24 protein-coding genes are annotated in these 25,169 nt (G+C 47.1%); 14 read left to right on the top strand and 10 right to left on the bottom strand.

Going from position 1 to position 25,169, the window contains the following annotated elements; all coding sequences use genetic code 11:
* Positions 1-106: 106 nt before the first annotated feature.
* The 3 genes from XMG59_RS07845 to XMG59_RS07835 form a co-directional block, all read right to left on the bottom strand.
* Positions 107-439 carry a MarR family EPS-associated transcriptional regulator gene (locus tag XMG59_RS07845; RefSeq protein WP_173483803.1) on the bottom strand — a complete coding sequence of 111 codons (333 nt, stop codon included), beginning with the start codon at positions 437-439 and terminating at the stop codon, positions 107-109.
* 172 nt (positions 440-611) lie between these two features.
* Positions 612-1,343, bottom strand: coding sequence for a nucleotidyl transferase AbiEii/AbiGii toxin family protein (locus XMG59_RS07840; protein ID WP_173480273.1), 732 nt, complete (start codon positions 1,341-1,343; stop codon positions 612-614).
* On the bottom strand, positions 1,340-1,768 hold the full coding sequence (locus XMG59_RS07835) for a helix-turn-helix domain-containing protein (RefSeq protein ID WP_173480272.1): 429 nt from the start codon (positions 1,766-1,768) through the stop codon (positions 1,340-1,342). The genes XMG59_RS07840 and XMG59_RS07835 overlap by 4 nt, the downstream gene beginning before the upstream one ends.
* Positions 1,769-1,910: 142 nt before the next feature.
* Here XMG59_RS07835 and XMG59_RS07830 point away from each other — a divergent pair, with 142 nt between their 5' ends.
* Positions 1,911-2,861, top strand: coding sequence for a tyrosine-type recombinase/integrase (locus XMG59_RS07830; RefSeq protein WP_173480271.1), 951 nt, complete (start codon positions 1,911-1,913; stop codon positions 2,859-2,861).
* Here XMG59_RS07830 and XMG59_RS07825 read toward each other — a convergent pair.
* The 3 genes from XMG59_RS07825 to rfaH form a co-directional block, all read right to left on the bottom strand.
* The gene (locus tag XMG59_RS07825) at positions 2,858-3,349 is read right to left on the bottom strand and encodes a GNAT family N-acetyltransferase (protein ID WP_173498479.1); all 492 of its coding nucleotides are present in this window, start codon (positions 3,347-3,349) and stop codon (positions 2,858-2,860) included. The genes XMG59_RS07830 and XMG59_RS07825 overlap by 4 nt on opposite strands.
* Positions 3,339-3,611, bottom strand: a complete 273-nt coding sequence (locus tag XMG59_RS07820) for a DUF1778 domain-containing protein (RefSeq protein ID WP_173480269.1) — start codon at positions 3,609-3,611, stop codon at positions 3,339-3,341. The genes XMG59_RS07825 and XMG59_RS07820 overlap by 11 nt, the downstream gene beginning before the upstream one ends.
* Before the next feature lie 149 nt (positions 3,612-3,760).
* Positions 3,761-4,240 carry a transcription/translation regulatory transformer protein RfaH gene (rfaH, locus tag XMG59_RS07815; RefSeq protein WP_173483802.1) on the bottom strand — a complete coding sequence of 160 codons (480 nt, stop codon included), beginning with the start codon at positions 4,238-4,240 and terminating at the stop codon, positions 3,761-3,763.
* Positions 4,241-5,320: 1,080 nt separating this feature from the next.
* Between rfaH and XMG59_RS07810 the strand changes: the two genes are divergently transcribed.
* The 6 genes from XMG59_RS07810 to XMG59_RS07785 all read left to right on the top strand — a co-directional run bounded on the left by XMG59_RS07810 (position 5,321) and on the right by XMG59_RS07785 (position 13,734).
* Positions 5,321-7,474 carry a type I secretion system permease/ATPase gene (locus XMG59_RS07810; protein ID WP_371731655.1) on the top strand — a complete coding sequence of 718 codons (2,154 nt, stop codon included), beginning with the start codon at positions 5,321-5,323 and terminating at the stop codon, positions 7,472-7,474.
* A complete protein-coding gene (locus XMG59_RS07805) occupies positions 7,471-8,778 on the top strand; it encodes an HlyD family type I secretion periplasmic adaptor subunit (protein WP_173498478.1) in 1,308 nt (435 codons plus the stop codon). The genes XMG59_RS07810 and XMG59_RS07805 overlap by 4 nt, the downstream gene beginning before the upstream one ends.
* Positions 8,779-9,027, top strand: a complete 249-nt coding sequence (locus XMG59_RS07800; RefSeq protein WP_173483800.1) for a hypothetical protein — start codon at positions 8,779-8,781, stop codon at positions 9,025-9,027. It abuts the gene before it with no gap.
* A gap of 283 nt (positions 9,028-9,310) precedes the next feature.
* Entirely contained in the window at positions 9,311-13,057 is a 3,747-nt protein-coding gene (locus XMG59_RS07795) for a calcium-binding protein (RefSeq protein WP_173498477.1), read from the top strand.
* Between the two features lie 117 nt (positions 13,058-13,174).
* Positions 13,175-13,432, top strand: a complete 258-nt coding sequence (locus XMG59_RS07790) for a type II toxin-antitoxin system Phd/YefM family antitoxin (RefSeq protein ID WP_173480264.1) — start codon at positions 13,175-13,177, stop codon at positions 13,430-13,432.
* Entirely contained in the window at positions 13,420-13,734 is a 315-nt protein-coding gene (locus tag XMG59_RS07785; RefSeq protein ID WP_173498476.1) for a type II toxin-antitoxin system RelE/ParE family toxin, read from the top strand. The genes XMG59_RS07790 and XMG59_RS07785 overlap by 13 nt, the downstream gene beginning before the upstream one ends.
* 42 nt (positions 13,735-13,776) lie before the next feature.
* Here XMG59_RS07785 and XMG59_RS07780 read toward each other — a convergent pair whose 3' ends face one another.
* Together XMG59_RS07780 and mrcB are read right to left on the bottom strand one after the other, a co-directional pair.
* Positions 13,777-14,361: a type IV pilus biogenesis/stability protein PilW gene (locus XMG59_RS07780; protein WP_173494997.1), complete on the bottom strand. Its 585-nt coding sequence runs from the start codon at positions 14,359-14,361 to the stop codon at positions 13,777-13,779.
* Positions 14,362-14,423: 62 nt separating this feature from the next.
* Positions 14,424-16,760 (bottom strand): penicillin-binding protein 1B, encoded by a 2,337-nt coding sequence (mrcB, locus tag XMG59_RS07775; RefSeq protein WP_173498475.1) that lies wholly within the window; start codon positions 16,758-16,760, stop codon positions 14,424-14,426.
* A gap of 80 nt (positions 16,761-16,840) precedes the next feature.
* Here mrcB and XMG59_RS07770 point away from each other — a divergent pair, with 80 nt between their 5' ends.
* Complete coding sequence (locus tag XMG59_RS07770) at positions 16,841-18,385, top strand: bifunctional aminoglycoside phosphotransferase/ATP-binding protein (protein WP_173483795.1); 1,545 nt, start codon at positions 16,841-16,843, stop codon at positions 18,383-18,385.
* Here XMG59_RS07770 and XMG59_RS07765 read toward each other — a convergent pair.
* Positions 18,349-18,975, bottom strand: a complete 627-nt coding sequence (locus XMG59_RS07765) for a hypothetical protein (RefSeq protein ID WP_173495129.1) — start codon at positions 18,973-18,975, stop codon at positions 18,349-18,351. The genes XMG59_RS07770 and XMG59_RS07765 overlap by 37 nt on opposite strands.
* A 52-nt stretch (positions 18,976-19,027) precedes the next feature.
* Here XMG59_RS07765 and XMG59_RS07760 point away from each other — a divergent pair, with 52 nt between their 5' ends.
* Positions 19,028-19,342 carry a Rieske 2Fe-2S domain-containing protein gene (locus XMG59_RS07760; protein ID WP_173489050.1) on the top strand — a complete coding sequence of 105 codons (315 nt, stop codon included), beginning with the start codon at positions 19,028-19,030 and terminating at the stop codon, positions 19,340-19,342.
* Here the strand turns inward: XMG59_RS07760 and XMG59_RS07755 are convergent.
* The gene (locus XMG59_RS07755; RefSeq protein WP_173489049.1) at positions 19,339-20,511 is read right to left on the bottom strand and encodes an aminotransferase class I/II-fold pyridoxal phosphate-dependent enzyme; all 1,173 of its coding nucleotides are present in this window, start codon (positions 20,509-20,511) and stop codon (positions 19,339-19,341) included. The genes XMG59_RS07760 and XMG59_RS07755 overlap by 4 nt on opposite strands.
* Before the next feature lie 171 nt (positions 20,512-20,682).
* On the opposite strand from XMG59_RS07755, the gene dksA reads away from it, so the two are divergent.
* From dksA to panB, 5 genes are all read left to right on the top strand, one after another.
* A complete protein-coding gene (gene dksA / locus XMG59_RS07750; protein WP_173480256.1) occupies positions 20,683-21,114 on the top strand; it encodes an RNA polymerase-binding protein DksA in 432 nt (143 codons plus the stop codon).
* 49 nt (positions 21,115-21,163) lie between these two features.
* Positions 21,164-22,033 (top strand): tRNA glutamyl-Q(34) synthetase GluQRS, encoded by an 870-nt coding sequence (gluQRS, locus tag XMG59_RS07745; protein WP_173480255.1) that lies wholly within the window; start codon positions 21,164-21,166, stop codon positions 22,031-22,033.
* A gap of 385 nt (positions 22,034-22,418) precedes the next feature.
* Entirely contained in the window at positions 22,419-23,852 is a 1,434-nt protein-coding gene (gene pcnB, locus XMG59_RS07740) for a polynucleotide adenylyltransferase PcnB (protein ID WP_173480254.1), read from the top strand.
* Between the two features lies 1 nt (position 23,853).
* Positions 23,854-24,336, top strand: coding sequence for a 2-amino-4-hydroxy-6-hydroxymethyldihydropteridine diphosphokinase (folK, locus tag XMG59_RS07735; protein ID WP_173498474.1), 483 nt, complete (start codon positions 23,854-23,856; stop codon positions 24,334-24,336).
* Between the two features lie 35 nt (positions 24,337-24,371).
* The gene (gene panB, locus XMG59_RS07730) at positions 24,372-25,166 is read left to right on the top strand and encodes a 3-methyl-2-oxobutanoate hydroxymethyltransferase (RefSeq protein ID WP_173482967.1); all 795 of its coding nucleotides are present in this window, start codon (positions 24,372-24,374) and stop codon (positions 25,164-25,166) included.
* Positions 25,167-25,169: the final 3 nt, after the last annotated feature.

Here is a 25,169-nt window from a genome sequence, read left to right as displayed (position 1 = left end):
ATGCGAAAGCGATGTTTTGTCGAATGTGCATCTCATGGTTTTGCCCAGGGAAAAACCACTCTAAAGCAACACCTCGTACCCAATTTTGATTTTTAGTTCTCAACACTCACTCTTCGATTCTTGATTGAATGTCCGCTATTTCAGCCTTTAAACGCTCGTACTCTTCCACCTTCCGTTTTAAGAATCGCGCAGTAATAACCCCTTTATCTGAAATGCCTTTGGGAGTCAGAAGGTACAAGTAACCGGATTTGTTATTTGAACGCTTGAAGTTTTCCGCTTTAACCAGGCCACGCTCTATTAGTGCAGACAATACGTAGTTGGTTTTACCCACACTCACCCCCAGCTGCGAAGCCAGTTCGCGCTGTGAAATATCTGGGCGCTCTTCTATTAACTGAAGAACCCGGTAATCGTATTCAAGGGTATCGCTGTTTTGGGTCATTTAGGCACGCTACCGCCCCTGCTTGCCACAGTGCGGTTACATTTAAAACGTTAGTTCAATCTATGAACATAGACTAACATTGTTGCAATACCTTTACAAAGCATTGTTAGTTATATCGATCTAATATGCAGACTTTAATAAGGCACTCAGGAACCGAATTACCTATAAGATGTTACAAACAATTAGCGGAATCTCGCTCTAACTTTTTCAATTTTTGCCATAGCACAGCTCTAGGGAGATCGATACTCATTGCCTCCATACATTGATCGAGTCGTTTCGGTGTTTCAGTTAGGTAGGTAAGTGACTTTTTCAAATCTTGCATAATTGAGGATCCATAGGCTGTTTCAGCTTTGGAGATGGCCTGACCAAGCTCTTTCTTTGATAGTCCCAACATCGATAAATCAATAATATCCCTAGAATAAACCGCGCGATCCGCCCAACGATCTGAATTAGCAAGTAATTTTGTAGTCGCCATATCAAGCCTACTCAATATGGATACTCCACATATCCTCGAGACTACACCAGGCTTTTGAATCTCTACTCTACCCTCATTCACTATTTCAAATTTAATCAATGCACTTTCGTTAATACTCACCACCATACGTATTCCATACTGATCCATACGCATTCGATCTATAGCTAACCCTTCTTGGTGCTCTTTAAACAGACCCAATCCCACTTGGTGTCCTTTCGCTACCTCTCGCAATGCGCGATAACCTTCCTTGCTAGAGACCACAAAATCTATATCAATAGATTCTCGGTATTCCCCATAAGCAAGGGCGATTGCCGTTCCTCCACCAAAAAAGCACTCACTCATATCAAAGAGATCTGTATTAATCGCCTCAAGCACCTTAGCAATAAGTTGATGGTGGGGTCTTTTAAAATTGTAATCGCAAGTCTTCATGAAAACGCTCTATTTAAATTTGCCATCAATAACTTTTCTGATTCTGCCATTTCATTTTCATCAAAGTGACGGGAGTTCCTTTCGTAAATGGCATGTGCTTCGAAAGGTTTTAGGTAGTCTCTACCCGTTATATGCCAAGAGAGCTTTTTAAGTTCTGGATAGTCTTTAAGTCGAATGATGACAGGGATAAAGTCATCTGGATTGAGCTGGCGAGACCCCTCTTTTACTTTCTCGGCTAACGTTAGCTCAAGATTTAACGCATCGACTACAGCGAGATAGCTATTCAAGCTTGATGCTCCCTCACCTTTCTCAATTCGATGCAATGTAACTCTTGAAATACCCGAAGCACCTGACAATGCTTCAGCGGTTACGTTCAAGCGTTTTCGTTCTTGCTTTATTGCTATCCCAATATTTTCAGCGTCCACTTAAAACACCATTTTTGTTTCATATTTTTTACAATATAGTGTTTTTGATAAATTTTTGATACATTTTTATCTATGAACTTTTTAAAACAGTATCCACACTTTGCGTCTACACTTAAAACATCACGATACAGGGAGGTAAGTGATGGACGTAAAACAATTTTTAGATGATTTGATGGCACAACTCGATGGTGCCTTTGCTGAAAACACCCTCAAAGCGTATCGCAGTGACTTTAAGCACTTTGCTAACTGGGCAATATCCAATGGTTTAGATCCTCTACCCCCTAAAGCTTCAGATCTAGCAGCCTACATCGCCGATATGTCCGAACGTCAGAAGAGTGCAACGATTCGACGCCGTATAGACACGTTGGGATCCATCTGCTTTTTCTCTGGCTTTGGTAGTCCTACCAAAACACCAGAAGTTAAAATTGCTCTGAAAAAGATGCATCGAAAAATCGGTAGGCAGCAGAAACAGGCGCACCCGCTGACACTCGATCTTTTAGAGCAACTTTTAAAAAAATGTGACTCCTCTCTAGCCGGTCGGCGCAATGAACTTCTGCTTAGAATCGGTTATGAGACCATGCGCCGCTCCTCAGAGATCTGTTCATTCTGTTTCGAGGACTTAAAGACACTTCCAAACGGTCACTTTGCGTTAAACCTTAAACGCTCTAAAACCGATCAGTTGGGCGATGGCAAACTCATCCCTATAAGCGATCTACTAGCAACCAAGATAAATAAATGGAAGCGTCGAATCGGTGCTACAGAGGGGCGTATTCTGCGATCCATCCGCAAAGACAACAAAACCTTGGGTGACAAACTCAACCCGGCATCCATTAATATTATTCTGGTCGATCTGCAATATAGGGCTAGGCGTAGAGATCTGCCACACTTAAGCGGCCACTCGTTTCGAGTAGGCGCTGCTCTGGATATGTTGAATGCAGGCGTGCCGTTAGAGAAGATTATGCTGCGTGGCGGATGGCGAAAAGAGACAACGACATTAAGGTATCTGCAGAGTTGGGTCGATAACGTAAACCCAGCCGAACTTCAAATTGAGGAGTGTACGCCGGTTTGGGAAGTGACCCGCTCGAAAAATTAAGAAGCCTGATTTAGCCTCAGCATCAGCACCAATGGATCGGCTGGTGACTCTTTAAAACCATAATACTCGTAAAAGCGTTTAGCAGATTCGCTCAACGCATGCACAAGCAAAGCACGGACACCTGTATTCTCAGCAACATTAATAGCTCTATTAAATGCATCTTGAAGAAGCGAACCGCCAAGTTTGATACCTTGAGCGCGACGATCAACGGCAAGCCTTCCTAGCACCAACACTGGCACTGGATCTGGCATATTTCTTCTTATGTTACCAGTTGCTAGTTGATGTGATACGGCGCCAGCGGCCATCGCATAATAACCCCATACACGCTGATCACTTTCAGTAGCAACAAATGTACGGCTGGCCCCACTTGCCTGATTAACCAACGCTTTTCGTTTTAACCAGTCATCAAGGATACGCTCAACACAGCAAAAATCTGCATAGGTGTGATGGGATGCCAACGGCTGGGGAGCAAGCAGATCAAGCTTCACTTGTGTTCCACACGGGATCTAAAGCCAACAAACGCTTCAGGCCCGCATTGGGTTTAGGAGGTGTATCCAGAAGATCTGTAAACTGTTTAAATTTTTCCGCATCCAAGGAGAAATGAACCTGGTCCAGAAGAACGGACTGTGCACGCTCACAAGCAGCTTCAAGCATAAAGTCAGACCGGTTTTTACCCAACATATTGGCAGCATGATCAATCAAGTCGCGCTGCTCAGGCAGTGCACGAAGATTTATAGCGGCAGCACGCATAACAAGACCTCTTTGTATGTACAAACGATACACAAAGAATAAATACCTCGTATATCGATTGTCAACACGAATGATTTGGCAGAATTATCCAAATTAACTACTTTTTGAAAATCCAAACCTCCAAAAAGCGAAATTAGAAATGATGAATTTTATTTAAGTACTGACAGCTCTACGGACATCTTCTGCCAACGCCCCAATAACTCGAGCAAGACAAACGCTCTTTGTTCACCGTCGTATTCTAAAAACACTGCTTGCAGGTCTTTGAATGGCCCATCATTGATAGAAACCTTATCGTCTTTGGTGAACTGCTTTTCAGAATCGATGTGCCTTAACTGAGCTCGAATGGCATTGACGGCAGCTGTTGGCACGATAGCCGGTTCATTTCCAAAGCTAATCAGCTTAGCCACTCGGCGTGTTGATCGAATAGGGCGCCAATTACTCTCTTCTTTGGAGAGGTAAATGAATAGATAACCTGGAAAAAGCGGTGTCTCTATTTCAGTTCGCTTTCCTTGTTTGATTTGCTCAGTTTTAAGCAGCGGCAGGTAGGTTTCAAAACCTTGCTGTTCAAGCTCAAATTGGGCTTTAAACAGTTGACCAGGCTTTGATTGAATAACGAACCAGTTATACATGACTTTGTCTCAAAAACTAATCTTAAAAGCATTATAAACAAAAAAGAACGCGCCTTGAGAAATTCCATCTTCTCGCGGCGCGTAAGATTTTTGGCATTTGCCTGAGATCCCTCTCATCACTTCAATCCTTTGAAGTGTTTGTAAAGCTCACAACAATCCATTGCAGTTCACTTTACTGGGATCACTCCCATGTGAGCCATTCCTTTGGCTCCTTTAGCTACCTAGGTAACTAAATCAAAAATAGGGTGCGCTTTGAAAAATTCCCTCTTCTCGCCACGCATCGGATATTAGTCGAAACTTGAGATCCCTCTCCAAACCTCACTCCGTTGAGGTTTGCGTGTAATGCATCATTGCCATCCTTAGCCGATCACATCACTGGACATTAAACGACAGACTCAATCGAAGGGACTCATTCCTGTAAAACTGTAGTGCCTGCTAGGGAACACTACAGAGTCAGAGTCTATCGTTCAGGGATCCCTCCCTGCTGTGCCCATCCTGCGGCACCCTTAACCGCCCTCATAACACGGTTAAATTTATGGTTGATGCGCATTGAAAAACTCCCTCTTTTCGCGGCGCATCAGATTTTGGCAATTGCCGAAGATCCCTCTCCAAACCCAAATCCCTTTGGGTATTTGCATGCATCGGATCATCCTTGATCGATCAACATGTCGATTTCAATCAGCTCTCAGGAGCGAAGGGGGAGCTCACTAACTAATCCACTATGCTGGATGGATTGGTTAGGTGGAAAACCGATTCGAGATCTCTCTCGTTATCCCCATTCCGTCGGGGATGTATATAGGTATAGAACAAGATTTAAATTTTTGCGTAATAAAAAATGAAAAAAAGTTTAAAAAAGTTCGATTTTTTAACAAAAACCCAGAGCAACATCTCTCTCAAACCCCTATGGATATTGACTTTCAGGTAGATTTTAAAAAACTAAAAAAATTTGTCGTTTTTTTCTAAAAAATGATGGCCATCGCAAATCTAAGACTAACTAGTGGAATAAAAAACAAAAAAATTACGCACATTTTCAAATCCTCTGCTAAACCTTAATGAGGTGTCCACGGAGGGATAGTTATTGTGAATCCATTTGAATCAGCCATATACAGCATTACGACATTAGCCAAGCTTAGACATAAAGCTTGTGATACAGAGCAGTTGCGCCATCAATGGCAAACATCCAAATCCACACTGACAGAAACGGATTTCATAAGAGCGCTAAACTCACTTAACCTAAAAGCAGGGATAAGAAACTGTAAAATCAGTGACTTACACAATGAATTTATGCCCGTTGCAGCACCTATGTCCGATGGGCAATACCTCACCCTTCTTCGCGTTAATCAAAATGGACAGGATTGGTTCTGCTTAGTCATCAAGCCCGGCGAGACCACACCCAGAAAACTCAATTTGGCAGAGTTTGATCAGCTCTGGGATAACAGAATTATTTTCATTAAAGAGCGAGAAACCCTAGGTTCTGATCGCCGATTTGATCTGAAATGGTTTATCCCTTCCCTGATTAAACACAAAGGGATTTTTACCGAAGTCATCATAATTTCTGTATTCCTTCAGCTATTTGCCCTAGCCACGCCCTTTTTCTTTCAAATCGTTATGGACAAAGTGCTGGTGCATAGAGGCTTCACTACGCTGGATATTCTGGCCATCGGATTTGCTGCACTGCTGATGTTTGAATTGGTGATGGGCATCGTTCGCAACTACCTGATGGTTCATACCACCAGCAGAATTGACGTGGAGCTTGGCGCTAAGCTTTTTAACCATGTCATGCGCTTACCTGCAGCCTATTTCGATTCACGCCAAGTAGGGCATACCGTGGCGAGAATCAAAGAGCTAGACACACTAAGGGAGTTCATCACTGGGGGTGCATTGACCCTGATGATTGATCTTAGCTTTCTTCTGCTCTTCATCGCTGTGCTTTGGATGTTTAGCCCTACGCTCACGTGGATCGTTCTTGGGTCACTTCCGTGCTACTTGCTGTTATCTATACTCATCACACCCACTTTGCGCCATCGCTTAAATGAGAGTTTCAAACGCAGTGCCGAAAACCAAGCGTTTCTGGTTGAATCGATCACGGGCATCGATACCGTTAAATCAATGGCGCTTGAGCCAAAGATGCAGCAACGCTGGGAAAAGCAGATTGCCCAAGCGACCAGCATCGGCTTCAAAGCTAAAAACCTCGGTAATATCGCGACTCAAATTGCTCAGTTTATTAGCAAGTTCACCACGGTGTTAATTATCTGGTTTGGTGCCCTTCTGGTCATGGACAATCAGTTAACCATCGGTGAATTGATCGCATTTAATATGATCGCGGGTCGAGTCAGTGCACCCATTTTGAAACTGGTTCAACTCTGGCAAGACGTCCAACAAGCGGGTATATCCTTGAAACGTCTCGGCGATATACTCAATACGCCCTCTGAGTCTGACGCTCAGACAAGCCAAGCGTCTCTCCCTAGCTTGCAAGGCTCCATTGCCTTTCAACACGTCAGTTTTCGCTACAGTCTGAATAGCCCCACGGTTCTGAATAGGATCAACCTTGAGATCAACGCCGGAGAATCGATCGGTATTGTCGGCGCTTCAGGCTCTGGCAAAAGCACACTGACCAAGCTGATTCAACGGACTTACCTACCCAACTTAGGAAAGGTGCTCATTGATGGTGTTGATTTAGCACAGGTCAACACTGATTGGCTTAGATCCAATATCAGCGTCGTTCCACAAGAGAGCTTTTTATTCAATAAAAGTGTGCGCGACAACATTGCGATACGCACACCCGGTGAATCGCTAGAAACCATTGTCAAAGCCGCCAAACTGGCCGGTGCGCACGAGTTTATCACTGAGCTTCCAGCTGCTTATGACACCTTGGCGGGTGAGCGTGGCAGCAACCTCTCAGGGGGGCAGCGCCAGCGAATCGCGATAGCGAGAGCCCTGATCAGCAATCCAAAAATTCTGATTTTTGACGAAGCAACGAGCGCGCTCGATTACATTTCAGAAGAGAAAATCCGTCAGCAGATGCACTTGATCTGCAAAGGGCGCACCGTCATCACCGTCGCTCACCGCCTCAACACAGTAAGACACTGCGATCGAATTCTTGTACTTGATCAAGGCGAGTTAGCTGAGTCTGGCACCCATCAAGAGCTGATGACATTAAACGGCCGCTACGCCGAAATGATTCGTCTTCAATCGGCCGATCAACCATCAGAATTTAAGGAGGCCATCGCATGAGGCTGACATCAAAAGAGCTGCACGATTTTTTACCTGGTGCGCTACTGATTCAAGAGCGACCACCCAAGAAATGGCCGAGGGTAACTGCCTACTTAATCGCCCTGCTGATGATGTCAGGCCTCACCTGGGCGTCTATTGGTGAGGTAGACATTGTGGCAAGGGCATCTGGAAAAGTCATACCAACCGGACAAACAAAACGAGTTCAATCGTCTATCACAGGGAAAATCGATTCGATCAACATCACCAATGGTGATGCGGTTCATGCCGGTGAAACCCTAATTGAACTGGATGCCACAGAACCTTTTAATCAACTCCAGCAGAAACTGGAGCAACAGAAGTTTAAGCAACATGAGATAGAGCGAACCCGGCTCTTTGCTGAGTATTTAGAGAAAGGCAACGTCAAGCTGCTGTCATCCTCTAACCCTCAACAGGCGCTCTTTTCAGAACAGATAGAGAGCTATAACAAGAAACTTGAACAGTTAAACGCGCAACTGCGCAGCTCAGAATTGAGTCATTCACAGGCTAAAACGCAACTTGATTCAATGTCACAGCTCTACTCAATTGTAGAGGCAGAGACAGAAGCGATTGAGTCATTGGTTAACAACGGTGCTGCATCAAAGAGTGCTCTTCTTACCCAACGCCAACGGCTTATTGAAGTGGAGGGTAGCCTAAGGGCTTTACAACTGGACGTAGCTTCAACCTTGAGCCAGGCCGTTTCAATTCAAAAGCAGATCCAAGCATTTAAAGCAGAGAGCAAAGCGCAGACGTTGAACGAGCTGCTTCGACTGCAAGAGGCAGCCAGAGTTCTTAACGGCGATATCACCCAATTAGAGTGGTTTATTGAGCAGCATAACATTCGCGCACCGATTGACGGGATAGTCAGTGATCTCAACGCATTTACAGTTGGCGCTATCGCTACCAGCGCTGAGACCCTAATGAATCTTGTGCCACTGAATCAATCATTAAGAGTCGAAGCCTGGTTGCAAAACAGCGATGTAGGTTTTGTACAAACAGGCCAACGCGCCGAAATTAAAGTGGATGCATTCTCGTTCACAAAATACGGCGTAATCGATGCTGAGATCGTTCACCTTGGCGCCGATGCACAACAAAATGAACAAGGCGTTTTACTCTTTCCTGCAGAACTTAAACTCTTCTCAGAAACCTTAGAAATCGACGGCAATTCCCACCCCCTGCAACCCGGGATGAGCGTCAGCGCGGAATTAAAAACAGGCAAAAGGAGGATCATCGAATATCTACTTTCACCGTTACTAAGAATGAAAACAGACTCAATAGAGGAGCGATAGATGAAAAAATTGTTATCCATTCTGAAATGGACCACCTCAATCATTATGGGTTTTCTGATCTTATTAGTATTCATAAGACCCGATAACTTCAACCTCTACGCTGCCGCAACAGCATCTGCTGTCGGATTGTGTAGCTACATCAAATATAAAAAAATCAAAGTAGGACGATGGGTGGATTTCGCCAATCCATTTTTCATTGGCCTGTTGATACCTGTATTGATGGTGCGTGTTTTGAAGGTGATGGTATGAATACAGAAAACATAACGGTTAAAGATGTTGTGATATGGAAGCTAACGTTTGTCATAACCCTTATATCTATGTTTTTTGTACCTCCAGAGCACAATACAAAGGTGTTTTTTATGACCCTTTTTGTGATGCTGATATCTATCTACTTAACTAAGTGGAAGGTAATTGGAATCAATACTTTAGGGAAAATTCTTTTCTTCTTACTACAAATCTTAGTGGCTACCTGGGTATTTCTAGTAGTACACAATTTATAAAAAACTAAACAAAGTAAAAAAGGACTTTTACTATGAGCAATCTTCGCGAGGAACTACTGGATGTTTTTGAGCTAGCTAAATCAATTAAAAGTTTTGATGATGCTATAGGTATTTTTGAGAGCAAGGACAGTACACCGCTACAAGCTGCTGCGGCTGGTATAGCCCTTATCGGCGCAACGATAGATACAATTCCAGACAACAACAAATCCACCCTTCTTAAGGTTATACAACACCATTTCGCCAGCTTAACTTTTGCATCTTCCATAGCGGATACATTAGATAAACACAAAGAAGGAACAGCAAATTTATCAGACTATATATCTACACTTGGCTCAATACTGTATGCAATCCCTACTCCACAGACGCGTCTTTTGGGTTCTATTTTAACCAGTTACCCATTAGCTACTGATTTAGGAGAGCACTTAGCTGAACAAGGGGCTCTTGATCCTATCTTTGACATGATTTTGCATCAGCCTGATGTGGAACTCACCTGGAACGATTGGGAGTTTTCAGCGAACGATCAATATGTTGAGGCACCCAGTTTCGCTAACGCAGAATCGATCACCTCACCGCTCGTTTTAGATCTGGACGGTGACGGCATAGAAACTATTGGCATTGATCAAGGCGTCTATTTCGATCACGCTGGCGATGGTTTTGCCGAAAAAACAGGATGGGTATCACCGGATGATGGGGTTTTGGCCATCGACCTGAATAATAATGGCAAAATCGATGACGGCTCCGAGCTGTTTGGTAATAACACCCAGCTATCTAACGGCGACAAGGCCGCCAATGGGTTTGAGGCTCTAAAAGAGTACGACTCCAATTCCGATGAGGTGATCGATGAGTTCGATCGAGATTTCCAAGCGCTTAAAGTCTGGCAAGACCTCAATTTAGATGGAAAAACGCAAGAACTTGAGCTTAAAACTCTAGAAGAGCTCGGAATCACATCGATCAACCTGGACTACTCTGAAGATTCACAGCAACAACAAGGCAACCACTTCATTCAAACGGGCTCGTTTGCAGATGTAGATAGCCCTTCCAATGAGCTGGTCGATGTCTGGTTTCAAACTGATGAAACGCAATCCATCTATCAAGATTCCACTCAAACAGCTGATGACCTAATCAACTACCCTGATATTAAAGGCTGGGGTTATGTGGCCAACCTACAACAGGTGATGGCACACAATACAGAGCTCAAATCGATGGTTGACCAGTTCATTCAAGAGTCCGACCCTGCTGCACGATCTGCGTTGGTTAATGAGATCATCTACCAGTGGACGGGGGTAGCCGACGTCGACCCCTACAGTCGCGACCCAAGCCGCATTTATGGGCACGTCATGGATGCTCGACAGCTTGAGGCGTTAGAAGAGTTAACGGCTAAAGACTATGTCGGTACCTGGTGCTGGGGCGAACATGACCCAAACCCACATGGCCGCGCGGCACCGGTTCTGATCGCACAATTCAAAGCGTTTAGCGACTATGTCGAAGGGCAGCTCAACGCCCAAACCCACTATGCTGAGGTTTTTGATTTGATTGGGGTTAAATTTGATTCAAGCACCGGTCAGTTCGCTCCAGATACCGCGGATTTCGAGGCCCATCTGCAAAGCCTTATCGATCAAAACGACCTGTCACAAGCCAATCTACTCTTCAAAACAGTGCAGCAGCTATCGAGCCTGTCACCGGCTTATGACGATGTAATGGATGATCTGAAAGAGAACCCAGCTCTTGCCCCGTGGCTTATTGATTCACAGATCACAGGTACAGATGCTTCTGAGACACTGACAGGCTCAAATGATGATGATCTGATCACCGGTGGTTTAGGCGACGACCAACTCTTTGGCGGCGTGGGTAATGATATTTACCACTACAGCATTGGAGACGGCTCTGATCAAATCTATGACAGCCAAGGAAACGATGTACTTCTATTTGGCGAGGGTATTTCAGTCAGCAACCTTCTGTTTGAGCGAGGCATCAGTCACATCGATATTCATCTGCTGAATGAAGATGGCGCAAAAAGTGGCGCTGCTATTCGGTTAGAAAACGTATTTGACTTTGATGGCAGCCTTCAGGAGGGCACCATTGAAACCCTACGTTTTTATGATGGCAAAGCTCTTAATCTATCAGAAGTGATCACTCACTTTTCGACGAAAGGCGGCAACAGCGACGATTATTTATTCGGTTCCGATCTGGCGGATACACTTCAAGGCAATCAAGGTAATGACACAGTTTACGGTGGTTCCGGGGATGATCTTTACCTATTTACTCAAGGGGATGGGCAAGACACCTACATTGAACATTCCGGCAGAGACACAATTCGCATCGTTGGAATAGAGCAATCTGATCAGCTAACTCTTCGACGCATTGGAACTTCTGGAGAGGATCTACTGATCCAATTCTCAGACCAAAACGGTCAATTGACGGGAGATCAGATCACCATCAAACAGGTCTATGACAAAGGTATTATCACACCCAATCTGATTGAAACAATTGAACTAGTGAATGCGGAGGGGGTTTCAACACAGCACTCTATTTTTGAGCTTAACAGCCTCTACCAATCACTCGACTCCAATAGGCTCTATGGACTTGAGGGGGATGATAGGTTGCAGGGAGCCGATGCCAATGAATACCTAGAGGGCGCCGGTGGTGACGACCATTTAATAGGTAACCGTGGAGATGATCACTTATCTGGAGGTGAAGGAGGTGACCTGTTAGTAGGTGGTGAAGGGGCTGACGTTTTGCAAGGAGGTAAAGGCAAAGACACCTACCTCTTTAGCCGAGGTCACGGTCAAGATGTGATCAACAACCGCGACCGTGACTCCATCGATAGGGTGTTGTTTGATTCCACTATTAGCAAAAAGCAAGTTGATATCAGCCGGATCAACGATGATCTCTTAATCGAAACAGGGCAGCCGGGGGATCTAATTACCGTCAAATCCTTCTTTAATGGCGATCTTATATCACTCGACACCATCAAATTGATTGAGTTCAGTAACGGTGAACAGATGAATCTATCGGACATTGCCCAGCAGACGCTTGCGACCAGCAACGGCGATGATCATATCCAAGGCTTAGCCTCTGCTGATGTCATCAGTGGTCATGGTGGTGACGATACTATATCCGGAGGTGGCGGTGATGATCTTATCCACGGAGATCAGAACAACGATCTCATCTATGGCGATTCCGGCGATGACGAACTCTTTGGTGATCAGGGAGAAGATCGTCTGCATGGCGGTAGCGGTTCGGACCACCTGTTTGGCGGCAACGAGTCGGATCAACTTTATGGTGGATCCGGAAACGATAAGCTATCAGGCGACAACGGCACGGATCATCTCTTTGGGGGCAGTGGCCAAGACAGGCTTATGGGCGGCAATGGCGATGACCAGTTAACCGGCGGTAAAGGGGATGACCTGCTGGAGGGCGGAAAAGGCGATGATACTTACATTATTCGAGCGAATGATGGATCTGACCAAATAGTGGATAGCAGTGGGAGTGATACGATTGTATTGGAAGGCATCAATTGGGAGCGTCTTCAGTTGGAGATGCTGAATGATTCGCTACTGATAAAAGACCGTGATTCCAGCACCGAGGTGACTATTCAATCGGCTAATAAAGATGGCATTGAGAGGATAGAAACTGAAGATGGCTGGGCTGACATGGCTGATATCTACGCCATCATTCATGCAATTGCCCAGTTTGATGCACTCGATGAAGAGGAGGTGACTCTGGAGGATAGAAACACTCTCAACAACGTCTTAGCAACTGCCTGGCATAGTGAGTGATATTGATACTCGATAAGGGGGTCAGACCGAAAGGTCAGCCCCCTTAAGTTACCCCTGAGATGAATTCCATTTAGATAAAGTGATACAATTGTATCACTTAAAACTCAGGGGTTATCTATGAAAACAGAGTTAGTAACCAACCTTAAAAGGCACGCGACTAAAATTCTTAGTGAGTTGCACGTCAACAAGGAGCCTATCTTGATTACAGAACATGGACAGCCTTCGGCCTACCTAGTAGACGTAGAAGATTACGAGTACATGCAAAACCGATTGGCTTTGCTTGAAGCGATTGCGCTTGGTGAAAAAGACGTTGCTGAAGGCAAAGTTCATACTCAAGCTGAAGTAGAAGCCAAGTTGGACAAATGGCTAAGCTAATCTGGACAGAAAAAGCGATCGATGACCTTTCAGAATTAGCAGAGTATGTTGCTATTAGTGACAGAGCCGCAGCAAAGCAGTTAGTGCAGAGAATACTGTCTAGCGTCAGGCGACTGGAACAATATCCTGAATCAGGTCGCCGCTTACCTGAGCTTCCATTACAAAACTACAGGGAAGTGATCATCCCACCCTCACGCATCGTCTACAGAATCGAGAAAGAAAATGTCTTCGTAATTAGGGTGATACGACAAGAACGCGATTTAAGGCGGTTAATGCTAGGGCTTAACACTCATAACCGATAAGTCATTCAAATAAAATCGCGGCCTTAATAAGACCGCTCCAACTTATCGAGTAGCTTCTGCGCGTGCAGCAGCGGCGCCAGCTGCATCCCCTGCCTGTTCGCGAATCAATGCCAGTTCACGCCAGAGTTTGCGCTGATAATCGGGAAGTCCCGTTGCAACGGCAACACCTCTTAGCGCAACCTGCTCTGCCTGAATCAGATTCAACTGGCGGCGTTTAATAGACGCTAAATGCAAATAGACCTGTGGATCGCGCGGTGAGATACGCAGTGCGCGTTCAACTTGGGATTCAGCAGCTGCCAGATCACCTCTATCCGCAGCCTGTTTTGCTTCAGCGAGCAACGACACTGTTGCTGAGTTGGAACTTTCATCAATCGCGAGCGGCTCAGAGGGAGCAATTTGAGCGGGTTGTTGTGAAGGTTGAGTTGGTGCGAAGTTCGGCACATCGTAGATGGGGGCAACATTCACATCACCGCGGGGTTCCACCGGAACAACCGCGCCGGGTGCAACCTTTGCATTGCGTGGCGACACATCACGCTCCTCTACCGGAGTGAGGTAAGGGCTTGGGCCTGCACAACCGACCAGCAAGGTCAGCACAGCTGAAGTGGATAAAGATTGGTACAGATTCATGAACCGACTCGATGTTCTCAAGATTAAGACGCACTAAGAATAATCAGTTGATTGCAGAAAATCTAATTAAACCAACCTTTGAACCAGTCTAATGGCGATTTAATCGCCTCCCCAGGTTTGCGTTTGCCACCACAGCTGACTCGCTGTACAGGTTCTGTGCCTTGAATGTAGGGAACTGAACGAGCCCCCTCACACTGCTGTTCGGTTTGAACATTTTGCGCTGCATCGACCCAAACATACTCCACCTCTCTCGGTTTTAAAGCTAAATAGGGTTCGGGCTGCTCTCTCTTCATCAGATCCGTCCACACCTTTAATGCGCCGCCTGATCCAGTAAAAGGTAAGGTCGCATTATCATCACGGCCAACCCAAACAACGGCTAAACGGCTGCCGGTAAATCCTGCAAACCAACTATCTCGCTGCTGATCGGATGTCCCTGTTTTACCCGCCACATTTAAGTTGGCGGGCAAGGTTCTGTAGAGCGATCTAGCCGTACCCTCACGAGCCACTGATTGCATTGCGTAATGAATCAAGTGAACCTGTTTAGGATCAACGACTTGATTGAGCTTAAAGGGGTAGCGAGAGAGCTCTTGCCCATAGGCATCGGTCACTCGACGAATGGCGCGAAGCGGCATTCTAAACCCATTCGCGGCTAGCGTTTGATAGACCTGCGCTACTTCAATAGGTGCCAAGTTGAGCGCTCCCAATAGCAGCGATGGGTAGGGTTTGATCTCTGAATCAACGCCTAGTCGCTTCAACATATCGATGACCGAATCGACTCCTATATCCAGACCTAAACGTGCTGAGGAGAGATTGTAGGAGCGCGAAATGGCCTCATACAGGGGCACCATACCCTTCTCTTTGCCGTCAAAGTTCTCAGGTGACCAGACCGACCCGTCCGGCTGCTGCATCTGAAAGGCGCTGTCTTCGATCAGTGTCGTTAGGGTGTACCCCTTCTCTAACGCGGCCAAGAAGGTGGCCGGTTTAACTAAGGAACCAATCGGGCGGCGAGCATCCAAGGCCCGGTTAAATCCAGCAAATCGGGCATTACGTCCACCAATAACCGCTAACAACTCTCCTGTTTGCGGATCGGTAACCACCGTTGCGCCCTGCAGAGGCTGTGCTTTTTTGCCGTACTGTTTTTCTAACAACGCGATACATTCACTTAACGCAGAAGCCGCATTCTGCTGCACTAAAGGATCCAGTGCTGTAAAAATACGAATCCCCTCAGAATTCAAATCCTCTTCGCGATACTCCTGTCGAAGCTGACGTTTAACCACATCGAGGTAGGCTGGGTAAGCCCCTTTTAAACGGGTGCCTCGTTTAATGACATCAAGCGGTTGTTGTATCGCACGTTGATACTGATTGGAGCTGATCATCGCTTGATCCAACAGCAGTTTCAGTACCAGATCACGGCGTTTTAGAGCTCTCTCTGGGTGACGCCGAGGATCATAATAAGAAGGCCCTTTAACCAACCCAGCTAGCAATGCAATGTGATGCAGCTCGAGTTCAGCGGCGGGACGGCCGAAGTAGAAGAGGCTACCTTGACCAAAACCGTGGATCGCACGCGCGCCATCCTGTCCCAGATAGACCTCATTAAGATAGGCCTCAAGAATCTCATCTTTCTCGTAGTGAAGATCCAACAGAACCGCCATCGGCAGTTCAAGCAATTTACGCGAGAGGGTTCTCTCAGAGGTCAGGTAGAAGTTCTTGATCAACTGCTGAGTGAGGGTACTCCCCCCCTGAACAAATCGACCCGCACGAAGATTGACCCACATCGCACGGGCAATGCCTTTCAAAGAGATGCCGAAATGATCGTAAAAGGCCCGATCTTCAACGGCAACTAGGGCCTGGGGCAGTAGACTGGGCACATCTTGAATACGCACCAGTTCACGATCTTCATTATCACCGGGGTAGATCCCCCCTATCAGCACTGGCTCTAAACGCGCCAGCGTCATGGAGCGATTATTAGCATCCATCAGGCGGGCTATCTGGCCTTGCTGAAAGCTAAGGGTGACGCGTTTTGATCGTTCAGCGCCCTCAGGAAAATCAAAGCCACGAGTGTAGATGTCGGCTCGATTGGCACTGACTCGCGCTGTGCCAGGGCGATTGACCTGATTACCAATACTGTAACCCAGCGCTTTTAGTTCAAGCTGCAAAGCAGCAGAGTCCAAGCGTTGGCCTGGGTAGAGTTCTAATGGGCGTGCATAGACCTTAGCCGGCAGTGACCAGCGTTTGCCTTCAAACTTTTCACGCACCTGCGCATCGAGGTAGACCAGACCCACCGCAGCAACAACGGTAGCGACCAAGCCCAGTTTAAAAAGAAACCAAAACAGCGATTTAGCCCAATTGCGGCTCGATTTTGCTTTGGTTTGCTTAGATTGATGTCTCTTTTTTGTCATCTTCTCAGTATAATCTTCGACCCGCTGGCGCGTATCTCGTTAGGCCAGCTTATGTTTAGTAAGGGCAGTTTAGTCGAACTATGGAATCCACGCTGGTAAACAATCTACTCAATCCAGCTTGCTACCCGCATGAGGTGAGCGAGTTTGAAGTGATTGAGACGCACATCGCGTGGCTTATCAGAACCGGCGAGTTCGTCTACAAAATCAAAAAGCCGGTCAACTTTGGATTTTTAGATTTTACTACACTTGAGAAGCGAAAGTACTTTTGTGAGGAGGAACTTCGCCTCAATCAACGTCTTTCTGAAAATACCTATATTGAAGTTGTGGCTATCGGCGGTACTGAGAGCGATCCAGTGATTGGAGCGACAGGTGAGCCGATCGAATACGCCGTCAAAATGCGTGAGTTTGCTTCAGGGCTACTGCTCTCCGAGCTACTAAACGTCTACAAATTCGACCCCAACTGGATCGATAAACTGGCTGATAAAATTGCTGACTTCCATCAGCGCGCACCCATTGTTGCCCCCGGAAGTCCATGGGGTGAACCCGATAGCATTGCCGCCATTTCCGAAGATAACTACAGGGACATCGATCGTTCGCTTATTCCCGAAGAGGATGCCAAAGAGCTCGACCGTCTTTGGCAGCACATTAAAGATCGTTACCAACTGCTTGAACCCTTAATGCGTCGTCGCAAGCTCGATGGCTCGATTCGTGAGTGTCACGGTGATCTTCACCTGGGCAACATCACCTTAGATGGTGATTCACTCCTCGTGTTTGACTGCATTGAGTTCAACCTAGAGTTCCGTTGGATCGATAAGATGTCGGACCTTGGCTTCCTGTTGATGGACCTAGAGGCTAACGGCCACCCTCGTTGGGCGAACCGTTGTCTTAACCGCTATATGGAGATCACCGGCGATTACGAAGGGTTAATTCTACTGCCCTACTACAAAGCGCACCGCGCGATGGTACGAGCGAAAGTCGCCATGTTGGGCGAGAAACCCAATCTTGCTGAGTTCCAACACTACCTTAAACTGACCGCCGAATACGCGGCTGCGCCACTACCGATGTTGGTGATGATGCAGGGGATTAGCGGCTCCGGTAAATCACATATCTCTAGCAAATTAGCCGAGCTGATCTCCGGTGTTCGTGTACGATCAAGTGCTGAGCGTAAAAAGATCTATCGCAAAGCGTCTCGCGAAGGTGAAAGCCTTGAGATGTACGGTGCAGACATGAATATGCGCACTTTCCTAGAGATGAAGCGCGTCTCTGGCATTCTGTTAGAAGCGGGCCAGACTCTGATTCTGGATGCCGCATACATTCGCCAACGTTCACGTCGACAGTTTCTGCAACTGGCCGAAGAGCTGGGCTGCCCAGCACGAATCATCGCTTGTGAACCCCCAGAAAAGGTCATCGAGGCGCGCCTGGCTAAACGATCTGAAGAGCGTGAAGACCCAACAGATGCAACTATAGAAGTGATGCAAGCGCAAAAACGCGTCGCTGAGCCATTAAGTGAAGAGGAAGAGAAGATCGCCCTTCACATCGATACCAGCGAAGAGAATGCGCACCTTAAGATCATTCAATACTTGATTGATCAGAAGCTGCTACCAGAGACGGTAAACTGCGGATAACCCTCCTCAGTGGGCTCTGCACTCTCGACTTCCACCTCGAACAGTTGCCTTAAGTGAGCGACCGTTAGAACAGAGTGGTCACCCTCGACAACAGAGTCTTGGGTGCCAAGTAAGTAAAAGTAATCCCCCATTCGTGAAGCCAAACTCGCCTCTTGAAGGGTCACAACAACCGCATAGCCCTCCTCTTTAAATGATCTAAGCAGCTCCACTGTCCGGCGTTTAAACTCCGCATCCATGGCAGTGCAAGGCTCTTCAATTAATATTAGGCTGGGCTCATTGGGGCGACTCACCAAATCACAGGCCAGCTGCACACGCTGCCTCTCGCCTCTCGAGAGCGTTTTAAAGGGGCGCTGCAATATTGATTCGAGTAACAACTGAGTTTTTACCCTTTCACTGCGCGATTCGAATAAGACTTCATCAGCACCCGAAGAGTGACCGGCCTGCAGAAGCAGAGACGAAACATTCATATCAGGATCAAGATTAAACTTTGAGAGAGACTGGCTTAACTCAGAAAAATGGCCAAACAGATCCACGTCATAGGCCTGTAAAATGACACTGACTTTGTGACGTTTAAAGGGATGAACAGGCATACCGTTTCTCTCTGTAAAGCATTAAAATTTGGAAAAATTTTAGGTGTAACCCATGATTCTCTGCAGTGTATCGGATTTAGTCGACGGTGAAAGCCGTGGTTTTGAACGGGAGGGCCTATCCCTTTTTGTTGTAAAACAGGGCGACCAAATCTCAATTTTCAAAAACAGCTGCCCCCATCGCGGTATTCGCCTAGAGTGGCAACCAGACACTTTCTTGGATGTCGAAAAGCAGTTCATCCAATGCGCCACGCACGGCGCGCTATTCACGATAAACGAGGGCGAGTGCATCGCGGGCCCTTGCCCAGGTGAACGGTTAGAGGCGATCCCCTTTGAAATTATCGATGGGAATATTAGGTTAACGATCTAACACCTAGTGTCGCTGACAAACTGTTCAATTCGGTTAAGTGCTTCATCAATATTTGCCAACGAAGTAGTGTAAGCGAAGCGAACAAATTTGTGCGCCTGATACTCACCAAAATCGGCACCAGGCGTCGCGACCACGCCCGCCCTCTCTAGTAACTCCCAGCACCAACTAAAACTGTCATCACACAGATCAGAAGCATCGGCATAAATATAGAAGGCACCTTCTGGCGTTCTAGGGACTTTAAAACCAATTCGCTTGAGCCCTTCTAACAGGCGATCACGTCGCTGCTGCAACTCCTCTCTTCGCAACTCGAACAGTTCAATCGCATCAGGTTCGAATGCTCTGAGCGCAGCATACTGAGACAAGGTCGTGGGAGAGATGTAGAGATTTTGTGCCATCTTCTCCATTTCAGCCACCGCTGATGCATCCGCTACCAACCAACCCAAGCGCCAGCCCGTCATGCCGAAATATTTTGAAAACGAGTTGATCACGATGCAGTTTGTATCGATGCTAAAGGCACTGGGAGTCTCTGCACCGTAGGTTAGGCCGTGGTAGATCTCATCAACAACCAAGGTGCCACCTAAACGAGAGACCGTTGCTGCAATATTGGCAAGCTCTTGTGGATCGATGACCGCTCCGGTTGGGTTAGCTGGCGAGGCAATAAGAACGCCTGCAGTCTGTTCATCCCAATGCTGCTCAACCAATTCAGCGGTTAATTGGTAGTTCTGTTCATGATCCACGGGAATAGAGACCGCTTGGGCCTCCACTATGCGCAAAAATTGACGATTACAGGGGTAGCCTGGATCGGCCATCAATATCTTTTGATCACGATTGGCTAACAGGGCAAAGGTCAATTGCAGTGCAGCTGAAGCACCTGCTGTGACTAACACATTGTCTGCGGCGATCTTCTGCCCGTAACGCTGTTGGTGAAAGGCTGCAATTTTTTCACGAAGAGCCGAAATACCTGCTGCCGGTGTGTAGGTCATAGGGGTAGTGTCCAGCAGACGTTTTGCCTCCTCGATCACCTGGGGTGCCGCACCAAAATCGGGTTCGCCCGCCCCTAAATGGATGATAGAGCGCCCCTGATCGGCTAACGCATGAGCGTGTTTAAGCAGATCCATCACTTTAAAGGATTCAATTAACTGCGAACGCTGACTCCAACTCTTAGACATATCACCTCCCGATCGAATCGACACAGTATACTTGTTACACCAACAGAGACTAGCCATCTTTATACTGTTCTGGTAACTTCGCTGACTTACTAAAAAACGGACTCTCTCGATCCAACGTATTACCCAATAATCGAGAGCAATAATACAATCACAGGGTACGAGGCAGACACTATGCCAAGCAGTAATACTGAATCTTTTACTCACATTGCGCCATACGACATCAAAGACTCAGAAGAGTACATGAACGATGCGCAGAAGGATCACTTCCGACTTATTCTTAAAGAGTGGAAGCGCGAACTGATGGAAGAGGTCGATATGACCATCAACCACCTTAAGGAAGAGGCTAGCAACTTTGCTGACCCTGCCGATCGTGCCAGCCAGGAAGAGGAGTTCAGCCTTGAACTTCGCACACGAGATCGTGAGCGCAAGCTGATTCGCAAGATCGATAAAGCACTCGAGTCAATCGATGAAGACGATTTCGGCTATTGTGAAGCCTGCGGTGTAGAGATCGGTATTCGCCGACTCGAAGCTCGACCAACGGCAACTCTCTGTATCGACTGCAAGACGCTTGCAGAGATAAAAGAAAAGCAGACAGGCAAATAATAGAAGCGCGGTTTGTACCGCGCTTTTTTATGTCCTTTATATTCATACAATGAACTACATTGGTCGATTCGCCCCCTCTCCAACAGGCCCTCTTCACGAAGGCTCACTGCTAACCGCGCTGGCCAGTTACCTAGAAGCTAAAAAGCATCATGGACTTTGGCTAGTCCGAATAGAGGATCTTGATCAACCACGCTGTCAGCAGGCGCATGAAAAGGCGATTCTTGAAGCGCTAGAAGCCTACGGTCTCCATTGGGATAAAACGGTCATGCGTCAAACTGACCGAATCGATCGCTACACTGATCTCTTTCAGTCGCTCATCGCTCAAGGGCAGGCATATCGCTGTGGTTGTAGCCGAACGGACTTAAAGAGTCGGCACGCCTTACCGCATTACGATCGGTACTGTTTGCTGCACCCTGCCAATAAAGAGCCAACCGCAGTCCGATTTAAAGTGGAGCAATGTTCAGGGTTTGATGACCTCCTTCAAGGCTCTCAGCCGACTCCTTCAGAAGGGGTTGGTGATTTCATTCTCTACCGTCGTGATGGCATTGTTGCTTATCAGCTTGCAGTCGTACTGGATGACTATGAACAGGGAGTGACTGACATTGTTAGAGGGTCAGATCTGCTTGATGAAACGCATAAACAGCGAGCACTGCAGCTCACACAGGACTACCCTCTGCTGAAATATGCTCATTTGCCGTTGGTGTTAGCCGCTGATGGACAAAAACTATCGAAACAGACCTTTGCGTGCGCCTTGCCAACAGAACCATTGGAAATCATTAAACAACTTAAAAAGGCGATGGTTAGGCTTGGGCAGATTGATGAAAAGTGCGATATACCGAGCGATGTAGAGACTTTTATTCAGTTCGCACTAGACGTTTGGGATATACAAAAAGTTCCAAAAGTTATTAAAAACAGCTAGTTATTTAGACTTTGGTATGAAGTGTTAAATTTTTTTCACTTTAGGGTTGAATAGAGCTAATGGATTACCTATAGTCGCTCCACAACAACAAGAAAGGACGGCGCAATACTTAGCTCAAATAAAAATAACAAGAGCAAAAGGTGCCGACGAAATACCTGCTCCGAATAAAAATAAAAATGGAGCATTACTCGATCGTGAGGACTGTCACCGCAAGGGACAATAAAAATAACACCAAATTATTGGTGGCAGCCTCACGCTCGAACCCCCAAACGCAAATCCTACCCCTCTAAAATTCATTTTATATAAGACATTTTCAGACCGGTTATTAATTCTTACTAACTACTGGTAGACTAGCGCCTTTGTATTAGACTCGAACTGTTTTTAAATGACCTCTCAAATTGTTCTATTCCTTCTAGGCATTGCCGCTATTGCTGGCCTCTACTTTGCGCTTCGTACTAAAGCGGCACCGATCACTGAAGCCAATATTGAAAACACCCAAGCGGATGATCTAGTCACAGCCATTCTGCCAGAAGGTGAACGTCGCGTTGTTCCCGAGTCGATCCATAACATTCCTCGCCACGCTCTGGATGACAATGCCATGCGTGTCGTCTACCGTTTGCTTGATAACGGCTACGATGGCTATCTAGTCGGCGGCTGTGTACGCGATCTTTTGGTCGGAAAAAACCCTAAAGATTTTGACGTTGCTACCTCCGCAACGCCTGAACAAGCAGAACCCCTATTCAACCGTGCTCGACTCATTGGTCGCCGCTTCAAGATCGTCCACGTCCGTTTTGGCCGCGAAGTTATCGAAGTCACCACCTTCCGTGCCGGACACGACAGCGTTTCAACCTCTAAGGATCAGTCACGACAGGCCGCCTCTGGCATGCTGCTTCGTGATAATGTCTACGGCACCATCGAAGAGGATGCAAAGCGCCGCGACTTCTCGATTAACGCGCTCTACTACAACGTTGAAGATAACTCCGTTTATGACTTCGCTAATGGCTACCCAGATCTTCTTGAGAAGCGTATTCGCATCATCGGCGATGCAGAGGAGCGCTACCGCGAAGATCCCGTTCGTATGTTACGTGCAGCTCGCTTTGCCGCAAAACTGAGTTTTGATATCGACTCCGACACCGCCCAACCGATTCATAAACTGGGTGGTTTGATCAGCAAAGTCGCTCCTGCTCGCATGTTTGATGAGGTACTTAAGCTACTCCAGACCGGTTACGGCGAAGCCTGCCTTCGCCAACTGCTCCGTTTTGACCTATTTAAGTACCTTCTACCGGCCACTGATCGCATGTTAGGTAGCGATGAGTACCCAGTCGAGCAGCTCGTTAACAATGCGTTACGAAATACTGATCGCCGTCTTGCTCAGGATAAGAGCGTCAACCCCGCTTTTCTATTTGCAGCGATGCTTTGGTACCCGCTGGTGGATCGCATGCGTGATCTTGAAGGACACAAAGACCTACCGCCTCTACAGCGACTTCACGAGGCCGCTAATCAGATCCTAGGTGAACAGGTCCGAGCGACTGCCATTCCAAGACGTTTCTCCACGACGATTCGTGAAATCTGGGAGATGCAGCACCGTCTAATGCGCCGCGATCGTGCCGATCAACTAATGGAGCACCCTCGCTTCCGTGCTGGCTACGATCTATTAGTGTTGCGTGAAGAGAGTGGTGAAGATCTTAACGGAATCAGTGGTTGGTGGACCGAATACCAGAACAGCCAACCCAATGCTCGTCCTCAGATACCCGCTGAAGAGCGCCGCAAACGCTCGCGCCGTCGCCGTCCTAATCGTAAGCCAAAAGAGCAGTCATAAGATGATTCGCGCCTACGTCGGTTTGGGCAGCAATTTAGAGAATCCTCTACAGCAGGTGACTGACGCTCTGCGAGAACTGCAGGCGATTCCCAACTCTAAGCTAGTAGAGCACTCCAGACTCTATCGCTCCGACCCAGTGGGCCCACCTGGACAACCCGACTACATCAATGCGGTTGCTTGCCTTGAGACAAGCCTAGAAGCCGAACAACTATTGGATGAACTGCAAGCGATAGAGCAGTCCCATGATCGTGTTCGAGTGCAACACTGGGGGCCGAGAACCTTAGATCTGGATATTTTACTCTTTGGTGATCAAGCCATTAACACCGAGCGACTCACCGTCCCTCATGCATTTATGTGTGAGAGAAGCTTTGTCCTCTACCCTCTCGCTGAAATTGAACCCAATTTAGTGCTACCAAATGGTGATCACCTAAGCGAAATTTTGCTGGAATGTCCTATGGGCACACTGGAACCAATCGCACTATAATAGTGCGCATCTTATCGAATAGAGAGACTGATTAAATGAGCACACCAAGCCTGCACCGTTTAATTGAGAAAAAACAGGCGGGAGAGAAGTTTGCGGTTCTAACTGCTTACGATGCAACCTTCGCCCATGTCGCCAGCAGTGCTGGCGTAGACCTGATACTGGTCGGTGATTCATTGGGCATGGTTCTGCAAGGTGAATCCAGCACACTGCCGGTAACGGTTGACGATATGGCCTACCACACTCGCGCGGTGGCTATGGGCAACCAAGGGTCGCTGATCGTGTCTGACCTGCCCTTTATGAGCTACTCAAACACTCAGCAAGCGGAAGAGAGTGCCGCAAAACTGATGCGCGCTGGTGCCCACATAGTCAAACTGGAAGGCGGCGCTTGGTTAACTGACACCATTTCAGCACTCAGCCGCCAAGGCGTACCTGTCTGCGCACACCTAGGTTTAACACCACAATCGGTCAATAAATTGGGTGGATACAAGGTACAGGGACGCGACAATCATGCTGCGACGTTGATGCTTGAGGACGCTCAGCGCTTACAGGACGCAGGCGCAGATATGCTGGTGTTAGAGTGTGTGCCAACCCTACTGGCCTGTGAAATCACTAAAAACCTCGACATCCCAGTGATTGGCATCGGTGCAGGTAATCTTACCGATGCTCAAGTGCTTGTAATGCATGATCTGCTAGGTATTACACCTGGACGGCGTCCCAAATTCGTTAAAAACTTTATGGAAGGTGCTGGCTCGATCCAAGAGGCGATTGAACAGTACGTTGCCGACGTTAAAAGCGGCACATTCCCTGGCCCAGAGCACAGTTTCGAATAATCT

Source organism: Marinobacterium sp. xm-g-59, from assembly GCF_013283315.1.
In the GTDB taxonomy this organism is placed as follows: domain Bacteria; phylum Pseudomonadota; class Gammaproteobacteria; order Pseudomonadales; family Balneatricaceae; genus Marinobacterium_E.
Note: the sequence above shows the minus strand (reverse complement) of the source record. Positions and strands in the feature narration are given on the sequence as shown.